The sequence below is a fragment of the Variovorax sp. P1_G12 genome (assembly GCF_056405555.1).
This window is the reverse complement of record NZ_JBFUBW010000051.1, coordinates 1-22,447: the sequence shown is the minus strand read 5'-3', so window position 1 is coordinate 22,447 and position 22,447 is coordinate 1. Positions and strand designations below refer to the sequence as shown.

Genomic DNA, 22,447 nt, shown 5'->3' with positions numbered 1-22,447 from the left:
CGATGCGCGACTCATGCGGCATGACCGGCCTCCTTGTCTTGTGGTTGTGATTCGGCCCAGCCGGCGACGGCCTGGACCACGCGCTCCATCTGCATGAAGCGCGAGCCCTTCACCAGCACGCTGGCGGCCCGGGGCAGTTGGGCGCGGACGGCGGCGTTGAGCGAATCGATGTCCTCGAAATGCCGGCCCTCGCCCATGCCGGGGCCGGCGCCGCCCTGGAAGGCAGCGATGCTGTGCGCCGATTCGCGCCCGAGCGCGAACACGGTCTCGATGCCGCGCTCGCGCGCCCGGGCGCCGACCTCGGCATGGAAGCGCGGCCCCTGGTCGCCGACCTCGCCCATGTCGCCGAGCACCAGCAGGCGCGGGCCGGGCAGACCGGCGAGGACGTCGATCGCAGCCAGCATCGAATCGGGGTTGGCGTTGTAGGTGTCGTCGACCAGCGTGATCGAGCGCGGGCCCGCCAAACGCAGCTCGCTGGCCTTGGAACGGCCCTTGACCGGCTCGAAGGCGGCCAGCCCGTCGGTGATGCGGTCCAGCGAAACCCCGCTGGCGAGGGCGCTGGCGATCGCCGCCAGCGCGTTAACGACGTTGTGGCGGCCGGCGATGCGCAGCGCAAAGCCCAGATCGCCCAGCGGCGTGCGGGCCTGGACCTGCCAGGCACCGTGACCCCATTCGGCGGACACCAGCGAGATGTCCGCGCCGGGCTGCTCGCCGAAGGTCAGGCAGCGGCGCGAGGCGACGCCGCGGCGCGCGATCTCGTTCCACAGCGGCGTGAATTCGTCCGCATAGGGGAAGACGGCCGTGCCCTGAGGCGGCAGCGCCTCGAAGACCGCCGCGTTCTCGCGCGCCACCGCCTCGACCGTGGCCATGAATTCCTGATGCTCGCGCTGCGCGTTGTTGACCAGCGCGATGGTGGGCCGCGCGATCCGCGCCAGGCGCGCGATCTCGCCCGGATGGTTCATGCCGAGCTCGACCACCGCGCGCTGGTGCCGCGCGCGCAAGCGCAGCAGTGTCAGCGGCACGCCGATCTCGTTGTTGAAATTGCCGGCCGTGGCCAGCCCGCCGTCGCCGCAGGCGGCACGCAGGATCGAGGCAATCATCTGCGTCACGGTGGTCTTGCCGTTGCTGCCGGTGACCGCGATCAGCGGCAGCTCGAACTGCGCGCGCCAGCCCGCCGCCAGCGCGCCGAGGGCGGCCAGGCTGTCGGGCACCTCGAGTCCGGCCAGGCCGGCCTCGGCCAGGCCGCCGTGCCCGATCGCCGCCACCGCGCCGCGCGCCCGGGCGTCGGCCAGGAAGGCGTTGGCGTCGAAGCGCTCGCCCTTCAAGGCGACGAACAGATCGCCGGCCGCGAGCGTGCGCGTGTCGGTATGCACCCGCTGGATCGGCGTGGCGAGGTCGCCGACCGGCCGGGCGCCCGGCACCCAGGCCAGGGCCTGGGCCAGCGTCATCATCGGCACCGGGGCGGGCATCCCGGACACTTCACTCATGCTGCGCTCCTTCGCGTCAGCGCATCGATCGCATGCGTCCGGTCCGAGAACGCGATGCGCTCGCCCCCGATCTCCTGCCAGGCCTCGTGGCCGCGGCCCGCGAGCAGCACCACGTCCTCGGGCCGCGCCTGGGCCAGCGTCTCGGCGATGGCGCGGGCGCGGTCGGGCTCGACCTGGGCCGCTTCCGGGCGCGCCAGCCCCAGCAGGATCTGGCTGATGATCGCCGCGGGCTTTTCGCTGCGCGGGTTGTCGCTGGTCACGACCACGCGGTCGGCCTGCGTCTCGGCCACCGCGGCCATCATGGGCCGCTTGGCGCTGTCGCGGTCGCCGCCGCAGCCGAACAGGCACCACAGCGCGCCGCCCCGCTGACGGGCCAGCGGGCGCAGGCCGGCCAGCGCCTTGTCGAGCGCATCCGGCGTGTGGGCATAGTCGACCACCGCGAGCGGCTGGCCGGGCAGGCTCAGGCGCTCCATGCGGCCCGGCACGCTGTCAAGGCCGGCGCAGGCCGCCACCGCTTCTTCGAGCGACAGGCCAAGGGCGCGCAGCGCGCCCAGCACGCCCAGCAGGTTGGCGACGTTGTACTGCCCGATCAGCGAGGTCGCGAGTCGCTGCACCGGCGCGCCCCGCTCCACCACCGTGAAATGCAGCCCCTGGTCGTCGTAGCCGATGTCCCGTGCCACCAGCCTGGCCGGCGCGCCGTCCGCCGACACCGTCCAGACGTCGAGCGCGCCGACACCGGCCTCGACCATGTTGGCGACCAGCGAGGCGCCATGCACGTCGTCGATGTTGAGCACCGCGGCGCGCAGCCCGGGCCAGCGGAACAGCTCGACCTTGGCCTGCCAGTAGGCGTCCATGCTGCCGTGATAGTCCAGGTGGTCCTGGGTGAAATTGGTGAACACCGCGACGCCGATCCGGGTGCCGTCGAGCCGCCGCTCGGCGATGCCGATCGACGAGGCCTCGATCGCGCAGGCGCCGAAGCCGCGGTCGGCGAAGCCGCGCAGCTCGCGCTGCAGCAGCACCGGGTCGGGCGTGGTGAGCCCGGTGTAGGTGAGTTCGGGCGGCACGCCGATCCCCAGCGTGCCGACCACGGCGCAGGGCGAGCGCAGCGCCTGCGCGGCCCGCGACGACAGCGCCTGGGCCAGCCACCAGGCGGTCGAGGTCTTGCCGTTGGTGCCCGTGACCGCCAGCACCTCCAGCGCTTGCGAGGGCGCGTCGTAGAAGGCCGCGGCGATCGGACCGGTCGCGGCCTTCAGGCCGGCGTAGGTGGCGATCGCCTCGCTGTCGAAGCCGAAGGCCTCGCTGCCCTCGCGCTCGACCAGGCAGGCGGCAGCGCCCTGCGCCAGCGCGGCGGCGACGAAACGCCGGCCATCGGTGGCCGCACCGGGCCAGGCGATGAATCCGTCGCCCGCGCCCACCGGACGGCTGTCGGCGTGCAGCACGCCGCGCACGCGGGACTTCAGCCAGTCGGCGGCTTCGGCGGGGCTGTGCAGCTTCGCGATCATCAGAAACTCTCTTCCACACCCTTGGTCACGACCAGGGGTTTGACTGCCAGATCGGGCGCCACGTTCATCATGCGCAGGGTCTGCTGCACGACTTCGCTGAACACCGGCGCCGCCACCAGGCCGCCGAAGTACTGGCCGTTGCTCGGCTCGTCGATCATCACGGCGACGATGACGCGCGGCTTGTCGATCGGCGCCATGCCGGTGAACCAGGCGCGGTACTGCCTGCTGGCATAGCCCTTGCCGACCTGCTTGTGCGCGGTGCCGGACTTGCCGCCCACCGAGTAGCCGATGGTTTGCGCCAGCGGGCCGGTGCCTCCCGGGCCGGCGGCCATCTGGAGCATCTTGCGCACCGCGAGCGCGTTCTGGGCCGAAAACACCTTGACGCCGACCGCCGGCTCGGGGCTCTTGAGGATGGTCGCCGGGATGATGTCGCCGTCGTGCGCGAAGGCGGTATACGAATGCGCCATCTGGAACAGCGAGGCCGACAGGCCGTAGCCGTAGGCCATCGTGGCCTGCTCGACCGGCTTCCACGACTTCCAGGGCCGCAGGCGGCCGGTGACCGCGCCGGGGAACTGGATCTGCGGCTTCTGGCCGTAGCCGAGCGCGGTGTAGGTGTCCCACATCTCGCGCGGCGTCATCTTCTGGGCGATCTTGAGGGCGCCGATGTTGCTCGACTTCTGGATCACGCCCTCGACCGTCAGCGAGCCGTAGTTGTGGGTGTCGCTGATCGTGAAGCCGCCGATGCTCATGCGCCCGGGCGCGGTGGAGATCACGGTCTGCGGCGTCACGCGGCCCGCTTCCAGCGCCATGCCGACCGTCACCGGCTTCATGGTCGAGCCGGGCTCGAAGACGTCGGTCAGGGCGCGATTGCGCAGCTGCTCGCCGGTCAGGTTCTGCCGCTTGTCGGGCACATAGCTCGGGTAGTTGGCCAGCGCCAGCACCTCGCCGGTGATGGCGTCGAGCACCACCACGCTGCCGGCCTTGGCCTTGTGCATCGTCACCGCGTCGCGCAGCTTCTGGTAGGCGAAGAACTGCACCTTGCTGTCGACGCTGAGCTGGATGTCCTTGCCGTCCACCGGCGGCACCTGCTCGCCGACGCCCTCGACCACGCGGCCGAGCCGATCCTTGATCACCCGGCGCGAGCCGATCTTGCCGGCCAGGTCCTTGTTGAACGCGAGTTCGATGCCCTCCTGGCCGTGATCCTCGACATTGGTGAAGCCGACCACGTGCGCGGCCGACTCGCCCTCGGGGTACTGGCGCTTGTATTCCTTGCGCTGGTAGATGCCCTTGATGTTGAGCGCGGCGATCTGCTTGGCGATCGGCTCATCGACCTGGCGCTTGATCCAGACGAAGGTCTTGTCCTCGTCCTCGAGCTTCTTGTCGAAGTCCTTCAGCGGCATCTCGAGCAGCTTGGCGACCTGCTTCAGCTTGGCCCTGACCTCGGGATCGTCGCGCTCGATGTCTTCCGGAATGGCCCAGATGCTCGGCGCCACCACGCTGGAGGCCAGCAGCAGCCCGTTGCGGTCGAGGATCCGGCCCCGGTTGGCCGGCAGCTCCAGCGTGCGCGTGAAGCGCACCTCGCCCTGGCGCTGGAAGAAATCGTTGTCGAGCACCTGCACATAGGCCGCGCGGGCCGCCAGCAGCAGAAAGCCGCCGGCGATGGCCGCGACGATGAACTTGCTGCGCCAGACCGGCGTCTTGCTCGCAAGCAAGGGGCTGGTCGTGTACTGGACGCTGCGGCTGCGGCGCGCCATCAGTGCGCTCCCTTGGAAGGCGCGGCGGGCGCGGGCGCCACCACCGCCGGGATCACGGTCCCATCCTGGCGCACGTACTGCGTGATGGCCGGCGTGGTGGTGCGCATCTTGAGCTGCTCCTTGGCCAGCTTCTCGACCCGCAGCGGCGTCGCCTGGGCGCGCTTCTCGACCTGCAGCCGGTCGCGGTCCAGCTCCAGGCGGCGGGCCTCGAGCTCGATGCGGTGCAGCTCGGTGAAGAGCTGGCGCGACAGGTACTGGGTGTGGACGAGGTAGACGGCCGAGCCGAGAACGGCGATCAGCAGCAGCAGGTTGAGGCGGGCCATGTCAGAGCCCGCCCGGCCGCCCGAAGGGCTCTGAGCGCCCCCTCGGAGGGCAGCGATACACGAAGTGATGAGCGTGGGGGCGATTCATCTCAGATCCCCTCGCTCGTGCGCTCGGCCACGCGCAGGATCGCGCTGCGCGAACGCGGATTGCCGGCCACCTCGGCCTTCGAGGGCTTGATGCGCGCCAGGGCCTTGAGCTTCATCGCCTTCGGCGCGGCAAAGGGCGCGCGGCGGTCGTAGACCTCCTTCGAATGCTGGGCGATGAACTGCTTCACGATGCGGTCTTCCAGCGAATGGAAGCTGATCACCGCGAGGCGGCCCTGGGGCTGCAGCACGGTCAGGCTGGCCTCTAGCGCCTGTTGCAGCTCTTCAAGCTCGGCGTTGATGAAAATCCGAAAAGCCTGAAATGTGCGCGTTGCAGGGTTCTGGCCCGGCTCGCGGGTTTTGACCGTGCCAGCCACGAGCTCGGCCAGCTCGGCGGTGGTTGAAATTGGGCCCCGTTCTTGTCGGCGAGCAACAAGCGCCTTTGCAATCTGAACAGCAAACCGTTCTTCGCCATAGTCACGAATCACCTCCGCAATCTGTTGCTGCTCGGCTGTCGCCAGCCATTCGGAAACGCTCTCGCCGCGCGTGGTGTCCATGCGCATGTCGAGCGGTCCGTCGAAACGAAAAGAAAAACCCCGTGCGGGGTTGTCGATCTGGGGAGAGCTGATGCCGAGGTCCATCAGCAGGCCGGCCACACTGGACGGCGGCAGTTCCCCCAGATCCCTGAAGCCCTGGTGCCGAATGGAAAAACGCGCATCCTCGATGCGCGCTGCTTCGGCCACCGCTTCCGCGTCCTTGTCGAACGCGATCAGCCGGCCCGTCGGCCCCAGCCTGGCCAGGATGGCGCGGGCATGGCCGCCGCGCCCGAAGGTCGCGTCCACGTACGTTCCCGTGGTGTGCGACACATCCGGAAAGAGCGCGTCCACTGCTTCCTGCAGCAGGACGGTCGTATGGGTCCATGGTTGTTCCACAGTGCGCCTCAGAACGAAAAGTCCTGGAAAACGTCGGGCATCTGCCCTTGCGTGGCCTCGGCTTCCTTGGCGTCGTAGGTCGCCTTGTCCCAGAGTTCGAAGTGGTTGCCCATGCCGAGCAGCAGCGCATCGCGCGTGATACCGGCAGCGGCGCGCAGTTCGGGCGAAACCAGCACGCGGCCGGTGCCGTCCATCTCGACGTCCATCGCGTTGCCGAGGAAGACGCGCTTCCACCATTGTGCCGACATCGGCAGCGCGGCGATGCGCTCACGGAACTTCTCCCATTCGGGACGCGGGAACACCATCAGGCAGCCGTGCGGGTGCTTGGTGATGGTGAGATGGCCCTCGGCGGTCGCGCTCAGGACGTCACGATGCCGGGTCGGCACGGAGAGCCGCCCCTTGGCATCCAGACTGAGCGATGAAGCGCCTTGAAACACGACCACGAGACCCCGGTGATGGGAGCTGCCGCGAGACCCGAATCAGGCCTCACTCGACACTTTTTCCCACTTAACTGCACTTTTTTGCACTGTAGCAGGAAACAACTACTGCGCAACCGGACGTCACAGGTATTTTTTGTAATGGAATCAACGACTTAGCGGTGTTTTTGCAACCGCAGAAACACCGAATTCCGTTGCAAATGAAGCACTTAGCTCACGCAATGAAAGTAATGCAAGAGATAGCTCGCCCCCAGGTTGGGCTCACTTCGTGTAGCCCGCCCACCCCCTACCGGGGGCGCAGTCAGCGGCCCGGCGAAGCCGGTTCCGCGACTGCCCACGAACAGGCGCGCTGCGCGCAGCCGTAGAAAAAACCCCAGCGCCAGTATTCACCGGCCGGCGCAGCCAGGCCCGTCGGTGAAACACCGCGGAACCGGCTTCGCCGGGCCGCTGGTGTTGCCCCCGGCAGGGGGTGGGCGCCCGGACACGAAGTGCCGGGCAACCTGGGGGCGAGCCACATTTCAAAGGATGAATCGAGAAAGGTCTTCGTCGTGACTGAGTGCCTGGAGTCGCTGGTCGACATAGGCGGCATCGATGCGCACCGCCTGGCCATCCAGCTTGGCGGCATCGAAGCTCACTTCGTCCAGCAGCCGCTCCATCACGGTCGACAGGCGGCGCGCGCCGATGTTCTCGGTGCGCTCATTGACATCGAAGGCGATGCTCGCGAGGCGGGTGACGCCGTCCGGGGTGAATTCGAGCGTGACGCCCTCGGTCGCGAGCAAGGCCTGGTACTGCTTGACCAGCGACGCCTGGGTCTGCGTCAGGATACTCTCGAAGTCCGCCACCGACAGCGACTGCAGCTCGACCCGGATCGGAAAGCGCCCCTGCAGCTCCGGAATCAGGTCGCTCGGCTTGCTCAGGTGGAAAGCGCCGCTGGCAATGAACAGGATGTGGTCGGTGCGCACCACGCCGTACTTGGTGCTGACCGCCGTGCCCTCGACCAGCGGCAGCAGGTCGCGCTGCACGCCCTGGCGCGAGACGTCGGCGCCCTGCGAATCGTTGCGGCTCGCGACCTTGTCGATCTCATCGATGAAGACGATGCCGTTCTGCTCGGCGTTGTGGATCGCCTGGGTGCGGATCTCGTCCTCGTTGACCAGCTTGGCGGCCTCCTCGTCGATCAGGAGCCGCATCGCCTCGGCGATCTTGAGCTTGCGGGTCTTGCGCTTGGCCTGGCCCAGCTGGCCGAACATGCCGCGCAGCTGCTCGGTCATCTCCTCCATGCCGGCCGGACCCATGATCTCGAGCGGCGTGCGCGCTTCGGCCAGGTCGATCTCGATCTCCTTATCGTCCAGCTCGTGCTGGCGCAGCTTCTTGCGGAAGGCCTGGCGGGTCGCGTTGCCGGCATCGGCGCCCGCGCCCTCGGCACCGCGGGCCGGCGGCAGCAGCACGTCGAGGATGCGCTCCTCGGCGCCGTCCTCGGCCCGCATCCGGACCTTGGCGCTCTCGGCGACGCGGGTCTGCTTGATCGCGATCTCGGCCAGGTCGCGGATGATCGAATCGACATCCTTGCCGACGTAGCCGACCTCGGTGAACTTGGTGGCTTCCACCTTGATGAAGGGCGCGTCGGCCAGCCGCGCCAGCCGGCGGGCGATCTCGGTCTTGCCGACCCCGGTGGGGCCGATCATGAGGATGTTCTTGGGCGTGATCTCGGCGCGCAGCGTCTCCTCGACCTGCTGGCGGCGCCAGCGGTTGCGCAGCGCGATCGCGACCGCGCGCTTGGCCTGGGGCTGCCCGACGATGTGGTGATCGAGCTCGGAGACGATTTCCTGGGGGGTCATGGACATGGAGTGGCTCGCGGTTCTCAGAGGGTCTCGACCGTGTGGTGCATGTTGGTGTAGATGCAGAGCTCGCCGGCGATCTCGAGCGACTTCTTGACGATCTGCTCGGCCGGCAGCTCGGAGTTGTCGAGCAGCGCCTTGGCCGCGGCCTGCGCGTAGGCTCCGCCGGAGCCGATCGCGATGATGCCGTTCTCGGGCTCCAGCACGTCGCCGTTGCCGGTGATGATCAGCGAGGTGGTGGCGTCGGCCACCGCCAGCATGGCCTCGAGGCGGCGCAGCACGCGGTCGGTGCGCCAGTCCTTGGTCAGGTCGATCGCGGCCCGCGCCAGGTGGCCCTGGTGCTTCTCGAGCTTGGCCTCGAAACGCTCGAACAGGGTGAAGGCATCGGCGGTCGCGCCCGCGAAGCCGGCCAGCACCTTGCCGTGGTAGAGCCGGCGAACCTTGCGCGCCGTGCCCTTGATGACGATGTTGCCCAGCGTGACCTGGCCGTCGCCGCCGATGGCGACCTGGTCGGCGCCGCCGGCGATCTTGCGGCGGACGCTGATGATGGTGGTTCCGTGAAATTGTTCCATCGAAGCAATCTCAGGGCAAAGGCCCGGATCTCAACCCCCGGCGGGCGCCGCGGCTAGTCTTTTCTGATGGCGACCGAGGCGTGGTCGGCGATGCCGATGACGTCGAAGAAGGCCGCGACCAGGCGGTGGGCATCGACGAACTGGACCTTCTGGCCGCGGCCATGATGGTCGGTGACCCAGTTGAGCAGGGTTCCGGCGGCGGCGAAATCGATCCGGACCAGCGCCGCGCAGGACACCGTCGGGCTTGCCGAATCGCCCAGCTCGGTGTCGAGCCGCTGCCAGGTCGACAGCGATTCGCCGACCAGCTCCCCGACCAGCACGCTGCTGCCGATGCCCGCGGCGGCCGGCCTGGCGGCGGGCTGCGCGGCCACGGAGTCGAGCGAGAAAGCGCCCGCGGCCGGCCTGGCCGCCGGGACCCCGTCGAGGGACACGTAGTCGCCCTTGGGATCCTCCCAGGGCGGAGGCGACACTTCGTAGGTGATGCAGTAGTTGAGCGCCAGCAGCTCGAACTCGTCCGCCCGGTGCATCACGCGCAACGCGGCCATGTGCAGCTGCCACCAGACCGCATCCACGCCGCGGTCGTTGGCCGGCGTGGCCTCGGCGAGCGCGAGCAGCAGGCGATCGCTGCCGCGAAAACGCAGTTGCACGGTCGAATCGGCCCAATGGGTGAACAGGGCCCGCAGCGGTCCGGCGGCATCAGGCTCGATGGCGTCGAGCAGGCTCCAGTCGAGCCGCCAGGACGGGCCCGCGGCGCCGAGCGCACGCGTCAGGCCCAGCAGACCCTCGCGCGAGAGCCGCGGCGGGCTCGCCCAGTCGGCGTCACCGGCCGGCACCGGCCCCGTCGGGGTTTGCGTCGTGATCGAGGCCCGAAGGGTGTTGGCCAGGGTGCGGAAAGAGATCCAATCGGGCGCCGGCTGCTTCAGGCGCTGCGCATAACGGGTGCCGGCGGCCACGAACTTCTCGGCATCGCCGATGGCGCGATAGAGATCGAACAACGTACGCCAGGTGTCGTCGTGCTCGCCGCTCGGGCTGTCGGGCGCGAGCGCCTGCAGCAGGATGGCCTCGGCGCCCGCGTCGTCGCCGTGGGCGTAGCGGATCGCGGCTTCTTCGATGCTGCCGTCGTGGGCCGGCAGCTGCACCTGCAGTCCCTGGACGCCGCCCTGCGGCACGCCGGGCACGGTGTCGGCATAGGCGCGCGCGTGCTGCTCGGCCATGGGCGCGCCATCGGCGGCCGCGCCCTCGCTGTCCGGCGCGCCGCGGGGGCTGCGGCCCTTCCACCATTGCTGGGACATCTGCTCTTCGATCTCATCGATCTTCTTGAGCGTGAGCGCCCTGCCCTCCGTCTTTCCGGAGGTGCTGCTGACATTGAAGGAGGACGGCGTGGCGGCGGGGTCGCGCTCGCCGGCCGCTTCGCGCTGGCGCAGCTTGCGCAGCATGTCGAACTCGCGGCGGCGCACGAAATCGTTGCGCTGCCGCCGCTCGATCATCTCCTTGAGCATCTCGCGGCTGTAGCCGTTTTCGAGCGTCGATGACTCGTCGGCATCGAGCTCGGACCAATCCTTCAAGGGATTGCGAACGAACTTCGCCACCTTGGACAGCAAGCGACCGGAATCTTCCTTGGCCATGCGCAGCGTCTCCGTCCGGCTCCTCGGGCGATCAGTCGCCGAACATCTTCTGCTTGAGCTCGCGGCGCTGCTGCGCTTCGAGCGACAGGGTGGCGGTCGGACGGGCCAGCAGGCGGCCGACGCCGATCGGCTCGCCGGTCTCGTCGCAGTAGCCGTAGTCGCCGGCATCGATGCGCTGGATCGATTGCTCGATCTTCTTCAGGAGCTTGCGTTCGCGATCCCGCGTGCGCAGCTCGAGCGCATGCTCTTCCTCGATGGTGGCGCGATCGGCCGGGTCGGGCACGACCACCGTGTCCTCGCGCAGGTGCTCGGTCGTCTCGCCGGCATTCTCGAGGATGCCGCGCTTGAGTTCCTGCAGCTTCAGGCGGAAGAAGGCCATCTGCTTGTCGTTCATGTACTCGGTGTCCGGCATCGCGATCACTTCGGCGTCGGTGAGTTCCTCGGCGGACTTGGTCTTCCAGTTGTTGACCAGCTTCGGATCCTTCTTGACCGCGATCGGCGGCGGCGGCACCAGCGCGTTCGAGGTGATCTGCACGAAGCTCGATTTGGCTGCGGTGGACGCCACCGATTGCGGCATGGAGGGGACCGTCAGCTGCGACAGCCGCGACACGCGGCCCCCGCGTGCGGGCGCGGGTGCGGCGGTCGTTGCGGGCGTCGCCGGGGCGGAAGAGGAGGAGGCGGCAGCCGTTTTTTTCATGGGAGTCGATGGTGCAGGTGGCGCGGCACGGGGGCCGGCCGGTTTGGATGAGGGGGCGCTCGCGGTGGCGGCAGAGGTCTTGCTCTTGGCAGGGGCCTTTGGCGGCGCGACGGGCTTGGCGGAAACCTTCTTCGCCGCGGGTACAGCCTGCTTCGCAGCCGCCGTCGTCTTGACGGCCGGCTTCGGCGCGGGCTTGGGCTTTGCGGCGGGTTTCTTCACGGTGACTGGCTCCTTCGATGAACTCGAACGCGCATTCAAATCATGGGTGCTCGCCGATGGCGAACCCCGGGGTTATACCCCCGAATTCAGCCTGGAAACGCGCCCGGCCCTATGCCGGAAGTCACACTTGGTCAAAGAAGGTCAATCGCAGCCCCCGGAACAGGCGCGCGATTGTATAGAGAGATCAGTGCCGCAGCACCGCGGCCCATGAAACCGGCACTGTCCAAGTCCAGGGATACCGCGGAACCGGCTTTGCCGGGCCGCTGGTATCGCCCCCTCGAGGGGGAGGCGCCGCAGGCGCTTCGGGGGTGTTTCTCCCTAGACCAGACACTGGTCCAGTCCCTGCTCCAGGATCTCGCGCGGCAGGTCGATGCCGATGAACACCATGCGGCTGGTGCGCTTTTCGTCGGCGCTCCAGGCCGGGCCGAGGTCGCTGCCCATGAGCTGGTGCACGCCCTGGAAGATCACCTTGCGCTCGGTGCCCTGCATGTGCAGCACGCCCTTGTAGCGCAGCATCCGCGGACCGTAGATATTGACGATCGCGCCGAGGAAGTCCTCGAGTCGGGCCGGATCGAAGGCCCGGTCCGAGCGGTAGACGAAACTCTTGACATCGTCGTCGTGGTGATGGTGGTGGCCATGGCCTTCGCCCGCATGCGAGGGGTGGTCGCAATGCTCGCCAGGCGCGTGGTCATGGTGGTCGTGGGCCTCTTCCTCCTTCAGGAAGTCGGGGTCGATGTCCAGCTTGGCATTGAGGTTGAAGCCGCGCAGGTCGAACACGTCCTTGAGCGGCACCTCGCCGAAATGGACCTTCTGCTGCGGCGCGCGCGGGTTCATGTGCTTCAGGCGGTGGATCAGCGCATCGGTTTCCTCGGCGGCGACCAGGTCGCTCTTGCTGATGAAGATCTGGTCGGCGAAGCCGACCTGGCGGCGCGCTTCCTGACGGTCGTTGAGCTGCTGGGGCGCATGCTTGGCATCGACCAAGGTCAGGATCGAGTCCAGCAGATAGCTCTCGGCGATCTCGTCGTCCATGAAGAAGGTCTGGGCCACCGGGCCCGGATCGGCCAGGCCGGTGGTCTCGATCACCACGCGGTCGAAGTCGAGCAGCCCCTTGCGCTTCTTGGCCGCCAGCAGCTGCAGGGCCTCGCGCAGGTCCTCGCGGATCGTGCAGCAGATGCAGCCGTTGCTCATCTGGACGATCTGCTCCTTGGACTCGGTGACCAGGATGTCGTTGTCGATGTTCTCCTCGCCGAACTCGTTCTCGATCACCGCGATCTTCTGGCCGTGCGCCTCGCTCAGGATGCGCTTGAGCAAGGTCGTCTTGCCGGAGCCGAGGAAGCCGGTGAGGATGGTGGCGGGAATAAGGGCCATTGAGGGTGCTCCGGGGAAACGAGGGGGGATCGGGGAAGGCGGAAAGTTTAGCGAGCGGCGCCCGGCCGCGCTGCGGCAGGGGCAAAGCCTACTTGCGCACCACCACCAGCCCTTTCAAGTACTCGCCCTCGGGAAACTCGATGGTCATCGGATGGTCGGGCGCGGCGCCCAGGCGCTCGGTGATGTAGCCGTCCACCCCGGCATCGATGCCGGCCGAGGCCACGATCTTGTGGAACAGGTCGGCCCCGATGCCGCCCGAACAAGAGAAAGTCAGCAGATGCCCTCCGGGCGCCAGCAGCTTGAAGGCCTGCCGGTTGATGTCCTTGTAGGCGCGCGCGGCACGCTCGGCGTGGGCCACGGTCGGCGCGAACTTCGGCGGGTCGAGCACGATGGCGTCGAACTGGCGGCCCTCGTCGACGAAGCGGCGCAGGCTGGCGTTGACGTCGGCATCGAGGAACTCGGTACGGGCGCCCTCGAAGCCGTTCAGCGCCACATGGGCCCGGGCACGCTCCAGCGCCGGCAAGGAGGAATCGATCGAGATCAGTTCGGCCCCCTCGACCGCGCCCGCCGCCTTCAGGCCGGCCAGCGCGGCGACCGTGAAGCCGCCGGTGTAGCAGAAGCAGTTCAGTACCCGGCGGAAGCGGCGCTGCCCGGCCAGCTCGGCGAAGCGCTTGCGGCTGTCGCGCTGGTCGAGGTAGAAGCCGGTCTTGTGGCCGGTGGCGATGTCCAGGCCCAGTCGCCAGTCGTGCTCGCGGATCTGGAGCTCGGTCGGGCCGCTGCCGCGCAGCCAGCCGGTCACCGGCTTCAGGCCCTCGCGCTCGCGGCCGCTGGCGTCGGAGCGTTCATACAGCTTGTCGAGGCCGGTGGCGGCGAGCAGCGCGTCGGCGAGCGGCGCCTTCCAGCGCTCGACGCCGGCCGAGAGGAACTGCGCCACCAGCGTGTCGCCGTAACGGTCGACGATCAGTCCGGGCAGGCCGTCGGCCTCGCCGTGGACCAGCCGCACGCCGTCGCTCTGCAGGTCGAACAGCTCGCGCGCCCGGACCGCTTGCGCGACCCGCGCGGCCAGGAAAGCCGCATCGATGCGCTGCGTCTCGTCGAAGCTCCAGGCCCGGGCGCGGATCTTCGAATGCGGGCTGTAGGCGGCCCAGGCCAGGAAGCGGCCGTCGTCCGACTCGATGCGGACCGTTTCGCCGGCATCGCCGCCGCCTTTCGCGATCGCGGACTCGAATACCCAGGGGTGGCGGCGCAGCAGCGAACGCTCCTTGCCGGGCCGCAGACGGAGAACTTTCATGGATTCCTACCCTTGTTCTTTTGCAATGATTCGCCGATCGGCGGCGGGCCCTCGTCGCGGGCCTGGGCCCGCGGATGCGCGGCGTCGTAGGCGCGGGCCAGATGCTGGAAATCCAGCCGCGTATAGACCTGGGTGGTCGAGATGTTGGCGTGGCCCAGCAGTTCCTGCACCGCGCGCAGGTCGCTGCTGGACTGCAGCAGATGGCTGGCGAACGAATGCCGCAGCATGTGCGGGTGCACCGGCGCCGGCAGGCCCGCCTTGAGGCTGCGCTGACGCAGCTGCTTCCACACCGATTGGGCGGAGAAGCGGGTGCCATTGCGGCCGATGAAGAGCGCCGCGGCGCTCCCGGGGTCGCGCAGCCGCGCGGCCCCGAGCGCCGCACAGCCGTCGCGCACCGCCAGCCAGGCCTGCAGGGCCTCGATCGCCTTGCTGCCCACCGGCACGAGACGGCGCTTGCTGCCCTTTCCCAGCACATTGGCTTCGGCGGCGTCGAGGTCGATCCAGCCGCGCGCCGTGCTGCTTGCGCGCACATCCAGGCCGGTCAGTTCGCCGACACGCAGGCCGCAGCCGTAGAGCAATTCGACGATCGCGCGATCGCGCGCCTCGCCCCAGGGGTCGGCCTCGGCGTCGCGCAGCTCGGCCAGCCGCACCGCATCGTCGACCGCGAGCGCCTTCGGCAGCGGCCGGGCGGCCTTGGGCGCATGGACGTCCTGCACCGGGTTCGATCCGACCAACCCCTCATGGCCAAGCCAGCGGTAGAAGCTGCGCCAGCACGAGAGCACCAGCGCGATGCCGCGCGGCTCGCGCCCGGCGCCGTGCAGCTGGGCCATCCAGCGCCGCACATGCGCCGTCTGCACCTGGTCCAGCGCCAGGCCGGCCGCGGCGGCGTTCTGCGCCAGCACCGCCAGGTGGACGGCATAGAGCTCGACCGTGCGCGCCGCCAGCCGGCGCTCCACCCGCACATGCTCCAGATACTTTTCGATCCAATTCGGACTCACCATGGAGCCCCTTCCAGGGATACCGCGGAACCGGCTTTGCCGGGCCGCTGGTATCGCCCCCGGCGAGGGGGTGGGCGGCTACACGAAGTGAGCCAACCTGGGGGCGAGCTAGAAGTACCCATTGGCGGCATTGTTGACGATGGCCAGCGGCTCGCGCAACGCGCCCTTGAAGGCCATGCCCCAGCGCTGCCAGCAGCTGGTCGGCGCGGCGGCGAACTGGACATCGAACAGGCGGTCGAATCCGGACGCGCGCGCCAGCCGCTCGGCCCGCCACAGGTGGTAGGGCTCGGTCACGATGATCACGCTGCGCACGCCCGCGGCCTGCAGCACGGCGCGCGACATCGACAGGTTCTCGCGGGTCGACTGCGACACCGGCTCCAGCAGCAGCAGTCCGGGGTAGCCTGCATTGCGCGCATGCTGCGCCATCACCTCGGCCTCGATGCGGCCGTCCTCGCTGTCGACGCCGCCGGAGAACACCAGCTGGCGGACCGTGCCGGCCTTCGCCAGCGCGATGCCGGCGTCGACCCGTCCGGTCAGGCAGGGGTTCGGCTTGCCGTCCTTGTAAGCCCGGTTGCCCAGGATCAGCGCCGCGTCGGCCGGGCGCTGAGGTGACTCTGCGAGGCGCGCGAGCGCATGCCGCCAGACCATCGCGTGGATCGACACATAGCCCAGCAGCAGAACCGCCACCGCGCCCAGCAGACCGCGCCGCAGGCTCGGGCTCAAGGACGCAGGCGCGACAGCGCGCCCGAGGCCAGCTCGGCGATGCGCTCCAGGAAGTCGGTGCCCATCTCGGCGTTGTAGCGCTGGGCATCGGGCGAGGCCAGCACCAGCAGGCCGAATGCCGGCGCCTCGGGCTCGGGCCGCAGCGGGATCAGCGCGATCGAGACCGCCGCCTGCGGCTCGGCGAGCCAGCCGGCGGCCTCGAAGCCGGAGTTCAGGCCGCAGTAGGGCGCGGTCAGCGAGGTGGCGAGCGCCTTGACGTCGTCGCTGACCCATTGGGCGTAGGCCTCGTCCTGGTAGGCACTGTCGAAGTCCCAGATCTTGATCGCGGTCTGCGGCACCATGAACAGGGCCTGCAGCTGAGCGGCGATCTGTGCCGGCAGCGCGCGTGGGTCGCGGGTGGTCAGCAGGCCGCGGGTCCAGCGCTGCAGGCGGTCGGCCGTGACCGCGTTCTCGGTGCCGTGGCGCACCATGTCCATCACGCGGTGCTCCAGCGCCTTGATCTTCTCGCGCAGCATCTCGGCCTGGCGCTCCTGCAGGCTCACGGCCCGATTGCCGTGCGGGCTGGTGAGCTGCACCTGGCCGAGCAGCTGGGCGTGGCGCTCGAAGAAGTCGGGCGTGTTCGACAGGTAGTTGGCGATATCGTCTTCGGTGATCGGGTTCATGGCGTTGGAGTTGAAATTGTTCATGACGGGTCCGGCACCTCGATGCTGCCTTCGAACACGGTGACCGCGGGGCCGGTCATCAGCACCGGTGCACCGTCGCCGGCCCATTCGATGGTGAGCAGTCCGCCCCGGGTCTGGACGTCGACCTGGCGCTCGAGCAGGCCGAGCCGGATGCCCGCGACCACCGCCGCGCACGCGCCGGTGCCGCAGGCCAGCGTCTCGCCGGCGCCGCGCTCGAAGACGCGCAGGCGCACATGGGCGCGGTCGACCACCTGCATGAAGCCGGCATTGACGCGCTGCGGAAAGCGCGGATGGTGCTCGATCAGCGGGCCCTGGGTGGCGACCGGTGCGCTGTCGACGTCGGCGACGATCTGCACCGCGTGCGGATTGCCCATCGACAGCACGGCCACCGCCACGATGGCGCTGCCGGCATGGGTGTCGAGCGCCAGGTGCCAGCTGTGCCAGCCGCCTTCGGGCTGCGAATCGAGGCCCGCGGTGTCGAAGGGCACCCGGGCCGGCTCGAAGACCGGGGCCCCCATGTCGACCGTCACGCGGCCGTCGGCGCCCATGCGCGGCTCGATCACGCCAGCGAGCGTCTGCACGCGCACCGCATCCTTGGCCGTGAGGCTGTGCTCGCGCACGAAGCGCATGAAGCAGCGCGCACCGTTGCCGCACTGCTCCACCTCGCCGCCGTCGGCGTTGTGGATCACGTACTGGAAATCGATGCCCTCGGCCGGCGACGGCCGCACCGAGAGGATCTGGTCGGCGCCGACGCCGAAGTGGCGGTCGGCCAGGAAGCGGTACTGCGCGGCGCGGAGTCCGAGCGGGCTGCGGGTTTCGTCCAGCACGACGAAGTCGTTGCCGGCACCCTGCATCTTGGTGAAGCGGATTCGCATCGGGGGATTATCTGCTGCCCCATCTGGATTATCTTCAGGCCATGGCTTCCGACGCTTCCTCTTCCGATGCACTGCCCCCGGTGCCGTTGCAATTCATTGCCAGCCCGCGCAACGCCGCGGCGCTGGCCCGGCTCGCGGCCCAGGCCCGCGACGATCTCGAACGCATCAACCTGCCGCCGCCCGCCTGGGTGCTGCCGGCCGAATCGGCGACCGCCGAAGCACCGGTGCTCGACGTGCTGATCGCCGGTGCCGGCATGTGCGGCCAGACGGCGGCCTATGCCTTGCGCCGCGAAGGCGTCACCAACATCCGCGTCGTCGATCAGGCCGCGCGCGGCGAAGAAGGGCCCTGGGGCACCTACGCACGCATGCTGACGCTGCGCAGCCCCAAGCACGTGGGCGGGCCCGAACTCGGCGTGCCTTCGCTGAGCTTTCGCGCCTGGTACGAGGCGCAGCACGGCGCCGGCGACGCCTCCGCGGACGGCGCCACGCCGGGCTGGCAGGCGCTGCACAAGATCGGCCGGGTCGACTGGCGCGACTACCTGCTGTGGGTGCGCGACACGGTCGGCCTGCCGGTGGAAAACCGCGTCGCGCTACGCTCGGTGTCGCCGGCCGAAGACGGCCGCCTGCTCACGATCGAGCTCGAACACCCGCAGGGACGGCGCGAGACGGTGCGCACGCGCCAGCTCGTGCTCGCGCTCGGCCGCGACGGCAGCGGCGCACCGCGCTGGCCCGCCTTCCCGTCGCTGCGCCGCGACGATCCGCTGGCGGCGGCCCGCGTGTTCCATTCCGCCGATGCCATCGATTTCGCGGCCTGGGAGGGGCGGCGCATCGCCGTGCTGGGCGCCGGCGCCTCGGCCTTCGACAACGCGGCCTGCGCGCTGGAAGCCGGGGCCGCGGGCGTCACCCTGTTCGCGCGCCGCACCGAGCTGCCGCAGGTCAACAAGAGCAAGGCGGCCTCGAGCCACGGCTTCCTGCGCGGCTTCGAAGGGCTTGACGACGCCCGCAAGTGGCGGGTCTACACCTACATCTTCGACGAGCAGGTGCCACCGCCCTGGGAAACCGTCCGCCGCTGCGACGCCCACGACGCCTTCGAGCTGCGTCTGGGCTCGCCCTGGGAGGACGTGGCAGCCGACGCCGATGGCGTGACGGTCACCCTGCCGGACGGCGGCAGCGAGCGCTTCGACGCGGTGATCTTCGGCACCGGTTTCGACGTCGACCTGATCGACCGGCCCGAGATCGCAGGTTTCACCGCGCAGATCGACACCTGGGCCCGCCACGTCTCGGCGACGGAGGCCCAGCACCATCCCGAACCGGCGCGCTTTCCCTACCTGGGACCGGGCTTCGAGCTGCGCAGCGCCGAGCCGGCGGGCCCTCGGGCCCCGGCGCTGGCCCGCATGCGCCTCTTCAACTGGGGTGCGACCATGAGCCATGGCGCGCTGGCCGGCGACATTCCCGGCCTCGCGATCGGCGCCACGCGGCTGGCCCAGGCGATCGCGCGCGACCTGTTCGTCGAGGACGCCGACCGCCACTGGGAACTGCTGCAGGCCCACGACGAGCCCGAGCTGGCCGCGACCCGCTGGTACGTGCCGCCCGGCGGCGCGGATTGATTCAGAAGCGCCGGTTGTCGGTGAAGTTCAACCTCGAACGCCTGGCGGCGGACGGGGTCCGATCGGTCTACGGCGTCGGCCTTGCGTTCGAGGACGCGGGCGCCTGAGCGCCGTCGGACCCGGCGAGCCGCTACGCCCCGGGCGCTTCGGCGTCGCCCTGCTTCTCGGCCCACCTCTTCAGCAGAGGTCCGATGAGATCCACCGGCAGCGGAAACACGATGGTCGAATTCTTGTCGGCGGCGATCACCGTGAGGGTTTCCAGGTAGCGCAGCTGCAGCGCCTGCGGATGGCGGCCCAGGATCTCGGCCGCCTCTGCGAGCTTCACCGAAGCCTGCAGCTCGCCTTCGGCATGGATCACCTTGGCGCGCCGCTCGCGTTCGGCTTCGGCCTGCCGCGCGATCGCGCGCACCATGTTCTCGTTGAGGTCGACGTGCTTGATCTCGACGTTGGTCACCTTGATGCCCCAGAGGTCGGTCTGGGCCGCGAGGATCTTCTGGATGTCGAGGTTGAGGCGCTCGCGCTCGGACAGCAGATCGTCCAGCTCGTGCTTGCCCAGCACCGCGCGCAAGGTGGTCTGAGCCAGCTGGCTGGTGGCCTCGAGGTAGCGCTCGACCTGGATGATGGCCTTCTCGGGATCGATGACGCGGAAGTAGAGCACCGCGTTCACCTTGACCGACACGTTGTCGCGCGTGATCACGTCCTGGCTCGGGATGTCGAGCACCATCACGCGCAATCCCACGCGCACCATCTGCTGCACGCCCGGGATCAGGATCACCAGCCCCGGCCCCTTGACCTTCCAGAAGCGCCCCAGCTGGAACACCACGCCGCGCTCGTACTCGCGCAGGATGCGCAGCGAGGCCGCCGCGATCATCGCCAGCAGCAGGATGAGGAGCGCCACCAGGACGACACTGAAGTTGAAGAACATGGTTCAAGCCCTTGCCGGGCCCTCCGGGTTGTCTTCGGCCACCTGCAGGGCCAGCCCTTGCACGCGGGTCACGCGGATGCGCCGCCCCGGGCGCAGGCCGTCCGCGCCGCTCACCTTCCAGTAGTCGCCCTGGATCTGGGCCCAGCCTTCGCCGTTGGCGAACTCGACCAGTTCGCCGGTGGCGCCCACCAGCGTCGCGACGCCGACCACCTGCGGCCGCCGCCGGCTCTTCGCGGCGATGCCGGCCACCACGAGGATGAAGACCGCCGAGGCCGCGGCCAGCACGGCGATCAGCCACAGCGGCACGCCGAAGCCCGGGGCGTCGTTGTCGATCAGCAGCACGGCGCCGATCGAGAAGGCCGCGATGCCGCCAATCCCCAGCACACCGAAGGTCGGCAGGAAGGCCTCGGCGATCAGGAAGGCCACGCCGAGGAAGATCAGCCCCAGGCCGGCATAGTTGACCGGCAGCATCTGCAGCCCGTACAGCGCCAGCATCAGGCAGATCGCGCCCACCACGCCGGGCAGCACGAAGCCCGGATTGGAGAACTCGAACAGCAGGCCGTAGATGCCCACCATCAGCAGCACCAGCGCAAGGCTGGGCTCGGTGACCACCGACAGCAGGCGGCTGCGCCAGTCGGCGTCGAACACCAGCACCTGGGCGTGCCGCGTCTCCAGCCGCACATCGCCCAGCGGGGTGCGCACCTCGCGGCCGTCGACCTGCCGCAGCAGGTCGGCCACGTCCAGCGCGATCAGCGTGATGACGTTCTTCTGCAGCGCCTCCGAAGCCGACAGGCTGACGGATTCGCGCACCGCCTGCTCGCCCCAGTCGGCGTTGCGCCCGCGCAGCTGCGCCAGGCTGCGGATGTAGGCCGAGGCGTCGGCCAAGCGCTTGGCCGCCATGGCATCCGGCGCCGCCCCGGACCCCTGGCCGTCGGGCTTGGCCGTCGGGGCCGACGGTGTCGGCATGCCGATCTCGACCGGCGTCGCGGCACCGAGGTTGGTGGCGGGCGCCATGGCCGCGATCTGGCTGGCGTAGAGGATGTAGGTGCCTGCGCTGGCGGCGCGGGCTCCGTCCGGCGCCACGAAGGTTGCCACCGGGATCGGGGAGGCGAGGATGTCCTTGATGATGCGGCGCATCGAGCTGTCGAGCCCGCCGGGGGTGTCGAGCAGGATCACCGCGAGCCGGGCTTGCTCCTGGGCTGCCAGCCTGAGTCCGCGGTGCAGGTAGTCGACGGCGGCAGGGCCGATCGCGCCGTCGACCTCCATCAGGACGACCGTGCCGGCTTGCCCGGCGGAAGAGGCGTCGGCCGAGGCGGCGGTGGCAGGCACGGCTTGGGCATGGGCCGCTCCCACCGCGCAGGCAAGGAGGACCAGTCCCACCAACCATGTTCTGGCGTACGCCATTGCTCATTCTAGGGATCGGGCCGAGCGCTGTCACATCGTGGGCATTCAGAGCAACGGGAGAAAACCGAAGCGGCCAAACACCATGGGCGCAAGTTGTCTATGCGGTTGCGTGTTGACACCCGCGCGCCGCGGAGATCGAATTCAGCCGGGGCGAACTGGCGGACTACTCACAAGGCGAGGGCTGGGAAGTAACGATCTAGGAGCACTCATCATGCGAAAAAGAGCATTGGCGGCAGCCGTGTGCCTCGTCTTCCTGAGCTTTCCGGCATGGCCTGCGGGCGGCGGCGGCGGCGGAGGCGGCGGAGGCGGTGGGGGTGGCGGCGGTGGGGGTGGCGGCGGTACCGAAGTGAAGAACGTCGACCCCAACTACCGCGCCGGGGAAGCCGCCATCAAGGCGGAGCAGTGGACCGACGCCGTCGGGCGGCTGACCCTGGTGATCCAGACCGACCCGAACAACGCGGACGCCTGGAACCTGCTGGGTTTCGCCTACCGGCACATGGGCGACATGGACAACTCCTTCAAGCACTACGAAAGAGCCCTGCAGATCAATCCCCGCCATCGCGACGCCCACGAATACATGGGCGAAGCCTATCTCCAGGTGGGACGTCTCGAAGATGCCGAAGTGCATCTGAAGGCACTCAACAAGCTCTGCTGGCTGCCTTGCGAGCAGTACACGGAGCTGAAGGAGAAGATCGAGAACTACAAGCGAAACAAGACCTAGCAGGCCGCTGAAGTACCAGGCGAGCCGCAGTCATCCGGCGTCCTGAAGTGGGCGGTTGCGGGATTTCGACGTTTCAGGCTCGCTGCCGTCGCCGTTGTCCCGCTTCGAGGGCCCGTTTTCGGCTCTCGTTTCCCCTCTACGGGGTCAACGGACGGACTTCTGCCAAGGTCCGCATGCGCACGAGGTTGTAGGCGGCCATCGTCAGCACGAACAATTGGTCGACCTTCTTGATGCCGCGCACCATCACCTGGCGGATGGGGCCGACGAACTTGGCCCAGCCGAAGCCTTGCTCGATCAGCTTTCGCTTGCGCTGAGAGATCGCATAGCCCTCGCTCTGCGCGATCTCGTCGGCCACCGCCGAGCGACGTCCCGACTTGTTCTGCGC

21 protein-coding genes are annotated in these 22,447 nt (G+C 69.1%); 2 read left to right on the top strand and 19 right to left on the bottom strand.

Annotated features, from left to right (window positions below; translation table 11 throughout):
* Positions 1–11 precede the first annotated feature (11 nt).
* From AC1D2O_RS34805 to dapF, 16 genes are all read right to left on the bottom strand, one after another.
* A complete protein-coding gene (locus tag AC1D2O_RS34805; RefSeq protein WP_478158691.1) occupies positions 12–1,487 on the bottom strand; it encodes a UDP-N-acetylmuramoyl-tripeptide--D-alanyl-D-alanine ligase in 1,476 nt (491 codons plus the stop codon).
* Entirely contained in the window at positions 1,484–2,989 is a 1,506-nt protein-coding gene (locus tag AC1D2O_RS34800; RefSeq protein WP_478092674.1) for a UDP-N-acetylmuramoyl-L-alanyl-D-glutamate--2,6-diaminopimelate ligase, read from the bottom strand. Before AC1D2O_RS34800 ends, AC1D2O_RS34805 begins: the two co-directional genes overlap by 4 nt.
* Positions 2,989–4,743, bottom strand: a complete 1,755-nt coding sequence (locus AC1D2O_RS34795; protein WP_478092676.1) for a peptidoglycan D,D-transpeptidase FtsI family protein — start codon at positions 4,741–4,743, stop codon at positions 2,989–2,991. The genes AC1D2O_RS34800 and AC1D2O_RS34795 overlap by 1 nt, the downstream gene beginning before the upstream one ends.
* Positions 4,743–5,066, bottom strand: a complete 324-nt coding sequence (gene ftsL, locus AC1D2O_RS34790; RefSeq protein ID WP_478092677.1) for a cell division protein FtsL — start codon at positions 5,064–5,066, stop codon at positions 4,743–4,745. Before ftsL ends, AC1D2O_RS34795 begins: the two co-directional genes overlap by 1 nt.
* Before the next feature lie 89 nt (positions 5,067–5,155).
* Positions 5,156–6,082: a 16S rRNA (cytosine(1402)-N(4))-methyltransferase RsmH gene (rsmH, locus tag AC1D2O_RS34785; RefSeq protein ID WP_478092678.1), complete on the bottom strand. Its 927-nt coding sequence runs from the start codon at positions 6,080–6,082 to the stop codon at positions 5,156–5,158.
* Positions 6,083–6,090: 8 nt separating this feature from the next.
* Positions 6,091–6,519: a division/cell wall cluster transcriptional repressor MraZ gene (gene mraZ, locus AC1D2O_RS34780; protein ID WP_478092681.1), complete on the bottom strand. Its 429-nt coding sequence runs from the start codon at positions 6,517–6,519 to the stop codon at positions 6,091–6,093.
* Between the two features lie 518 nt (positions 6,520–7,037).
* A complete protein-coding gene (gene hslU, locus AC1D2O_RS34775) occupies positions 7,038–8,360 on the bottom strand; it encodes an ATP-dependent protease ATPase subunit HslU (RefSeq protein ID WP_478158690.1) in 1,323 nt (440 codons plus the stop codon).
* 17 nt (positions 8,361–8,377) lie between these two features.
* Complete coding sequence (gene hslV / locus AC1D2O_RS34770; protein ID WP_478094514.1) at positions 8,378–8,926, bottom strand: ATP-dependent protease subunit HslV; 549 nt, start codon at positions 8,924–8,926, stop codon at positions 8,378–8,380.
* Between the two features lie 53 nt (positions 8,927–8,979).
* Positions 8,980–10,551: an STAS domain-containing protein gene (locus tag AC1D2O_RS34765; protein WP_478158689.1), complete on the bottom strand. Its 1,572-nt coding sequence runs from the start codon at positions 10,549–10,551 to the stop codon at positions 8,980–8,982.
* Positions 10,552–10,582: 31 nt separating this feature from the next.
* Positions 10,583–11,467, bottom strand: a complete 885-nt coding sequence (gene dksA / locus AC1D2O_RS34760) for an RNA polymerase-binding protein DksA (protein WP_478091566.1) — start codon at positions 11,465–11,467, stop codon at positions 10,583–10,585.
* A gap of 318 nt (positions 11,468–11,785) precedes the next feature.
* The gene (locus AC1D2O_RS34755) at positions 11,786–12,835 is read right to left on the bottom strand and encodes a CobW family GTP-binding protein (protein WP_478091564.1); all 1,050 of its coding nucleotides are present in this window, start codon (positions 12,833–12,835) and stop codon (positions 11,786–11,788) included.
* An 88-nt stretch (positions 12,836–12,923) separates the two neighbouring features.
* The gene (locus AC1D2O_RS34750; protein WP_478091563.1) at positions 12,924–14,126 is read right to left on the bottom strand and encodes a class I SAM-dependent rRNA methyltransferase; all 1,203 of its coding nucleotides are present in this window, start codon (positions 14,124–14,126) and stop codon (positions 12,924–12,926) included.
* The gene (locus tag AC1D2O_RS34745) at positions 14,123–15,127 is read right to left on the bottom strand and encodes a tyrosine recombinase XerC (protein WP_478091562.1); all 1,005 of its coding nucleotides are present in this window, start codon (positions 15,125–15,127) and stop codon (positions 14,123–14,125) included. Before AC1D2O_RS34745 ends, AC1D2O_RS34750 begins: the two co-directional genes overlap by 4 nt.
* A 105-nt stretch (positions 15,128–15,232) precedes the next feature.
* Complete coding sequence (locus tag AC1D2O_RS34740; RefSeq protein ID WP_478091560.1) at positions 15,233–15,847, bottom strand: YdcF family protein; 615 nt, start codon at positions 15,845–15,847, stop codon at positions 15,233–15,235.
* A complete protein-coding gene (locus AC1D2O_RS34735; protein ID WP_442287169.1) occupies positions 15,844–16,533 on the bottom strand; it encodes a DUF484 family protein in 690 nt (229 codons plus the stop codon). Before AC1D2O_RS34735 ends, AC1D2O_RS34740 begins: the two co-directional genes overlap by 4 nt.
* The gene (gene dapF, locus AC1D2O_RS34730) at positions 16,530–17,405 is read right to left on the bottom strand and encodes a diaminopimelate epimerase (RefSeq protein WP_478091558.1); all 876 of its coding nucleotides are present in this window, start codon (positions 17,403–17,405) and stop codon (positions 16,530–16,532) included. Before dapF ends, AC1D2O_RS34735 begins: the two co-directional genes overlap by 4 nt.
* 41 nt (positions 17,406–17,446) lie before the next feature.
* On the opposite strand from dapF, the gene AC1D2O_RS34725 reads away from it, so the two are divergent.
* On the top strand, positions 17,447–19,012 hold the full coding sequence (locus tag AC1D2O_RS34725) for a SidA/IucD/PvdA family monooxygenase (RefSeq protein WP_478158688.1): 1,566 nt from the start codon (positions 17,447–17,449) through the stop codon (positions 19,010–19,012).
* Positions 19,013–19,142: 130 nt separating this feature from the next.
* On the opposite strand, the gene AC1D2O_RS34720 is transcribed toward AC1D2O_RS34725, so the two are convergent.
* Both AC1D2O_RS34720 and AC1D2O_RS34715 read right to left on the bottom strand, forming a co-directional pair.
* Positions 19,143–19,883, bottom strand: coding sequence for a slipin family protein (locus tag AC1D2O_RS34720; protein ID WP_478158693.1), 741 nt, complete (start codon positions 19,881–19,883; stop codon positions 19,143–19,145).
* Between the two features lie 57 nt (positions 19,884–19,940).
* Positions 19,941–21,266: an NfeD family protein gene (locus AC1D2O_RS34715; protein ID WP_478158687.1), complete on the bottom strand. Its 1,326-nt coding sequence runs from the start codon at positions 21,264–21,266 to the stop codon at positions 19,941–19,943.
* Between the two features lie 286 nt (positions 21,267–21,552).
* On the opposite strand from AC1D2O_RS34715, the gene AC1D2O_RS34710 reads away from it, so the two are divergent.
* A complete protein-coding gene (locus tag AC1D2O_RS34710; RefSeq protein WP_478093906.1) occupies positions 21,553–22,062 on the top strand; it encodes a tetratricopeptide repeat protein in 510 nt (169 codons plus the stop codon).
* A 136-nt stretch (positions 22,063–22,198) separates the two neighbouring features.
* On the opposite strand, the gene AC1D2O_RS34705 is transcribed toward AC1D2O_RS34710, so the two are convergent.
* Positions 22,199–22,447: transposase (locus tag AC1D2O_RS34705; protein WP_478158686.1), on the bottom strand; the 249-nt coding region annotated here is incomplete at its 5' end.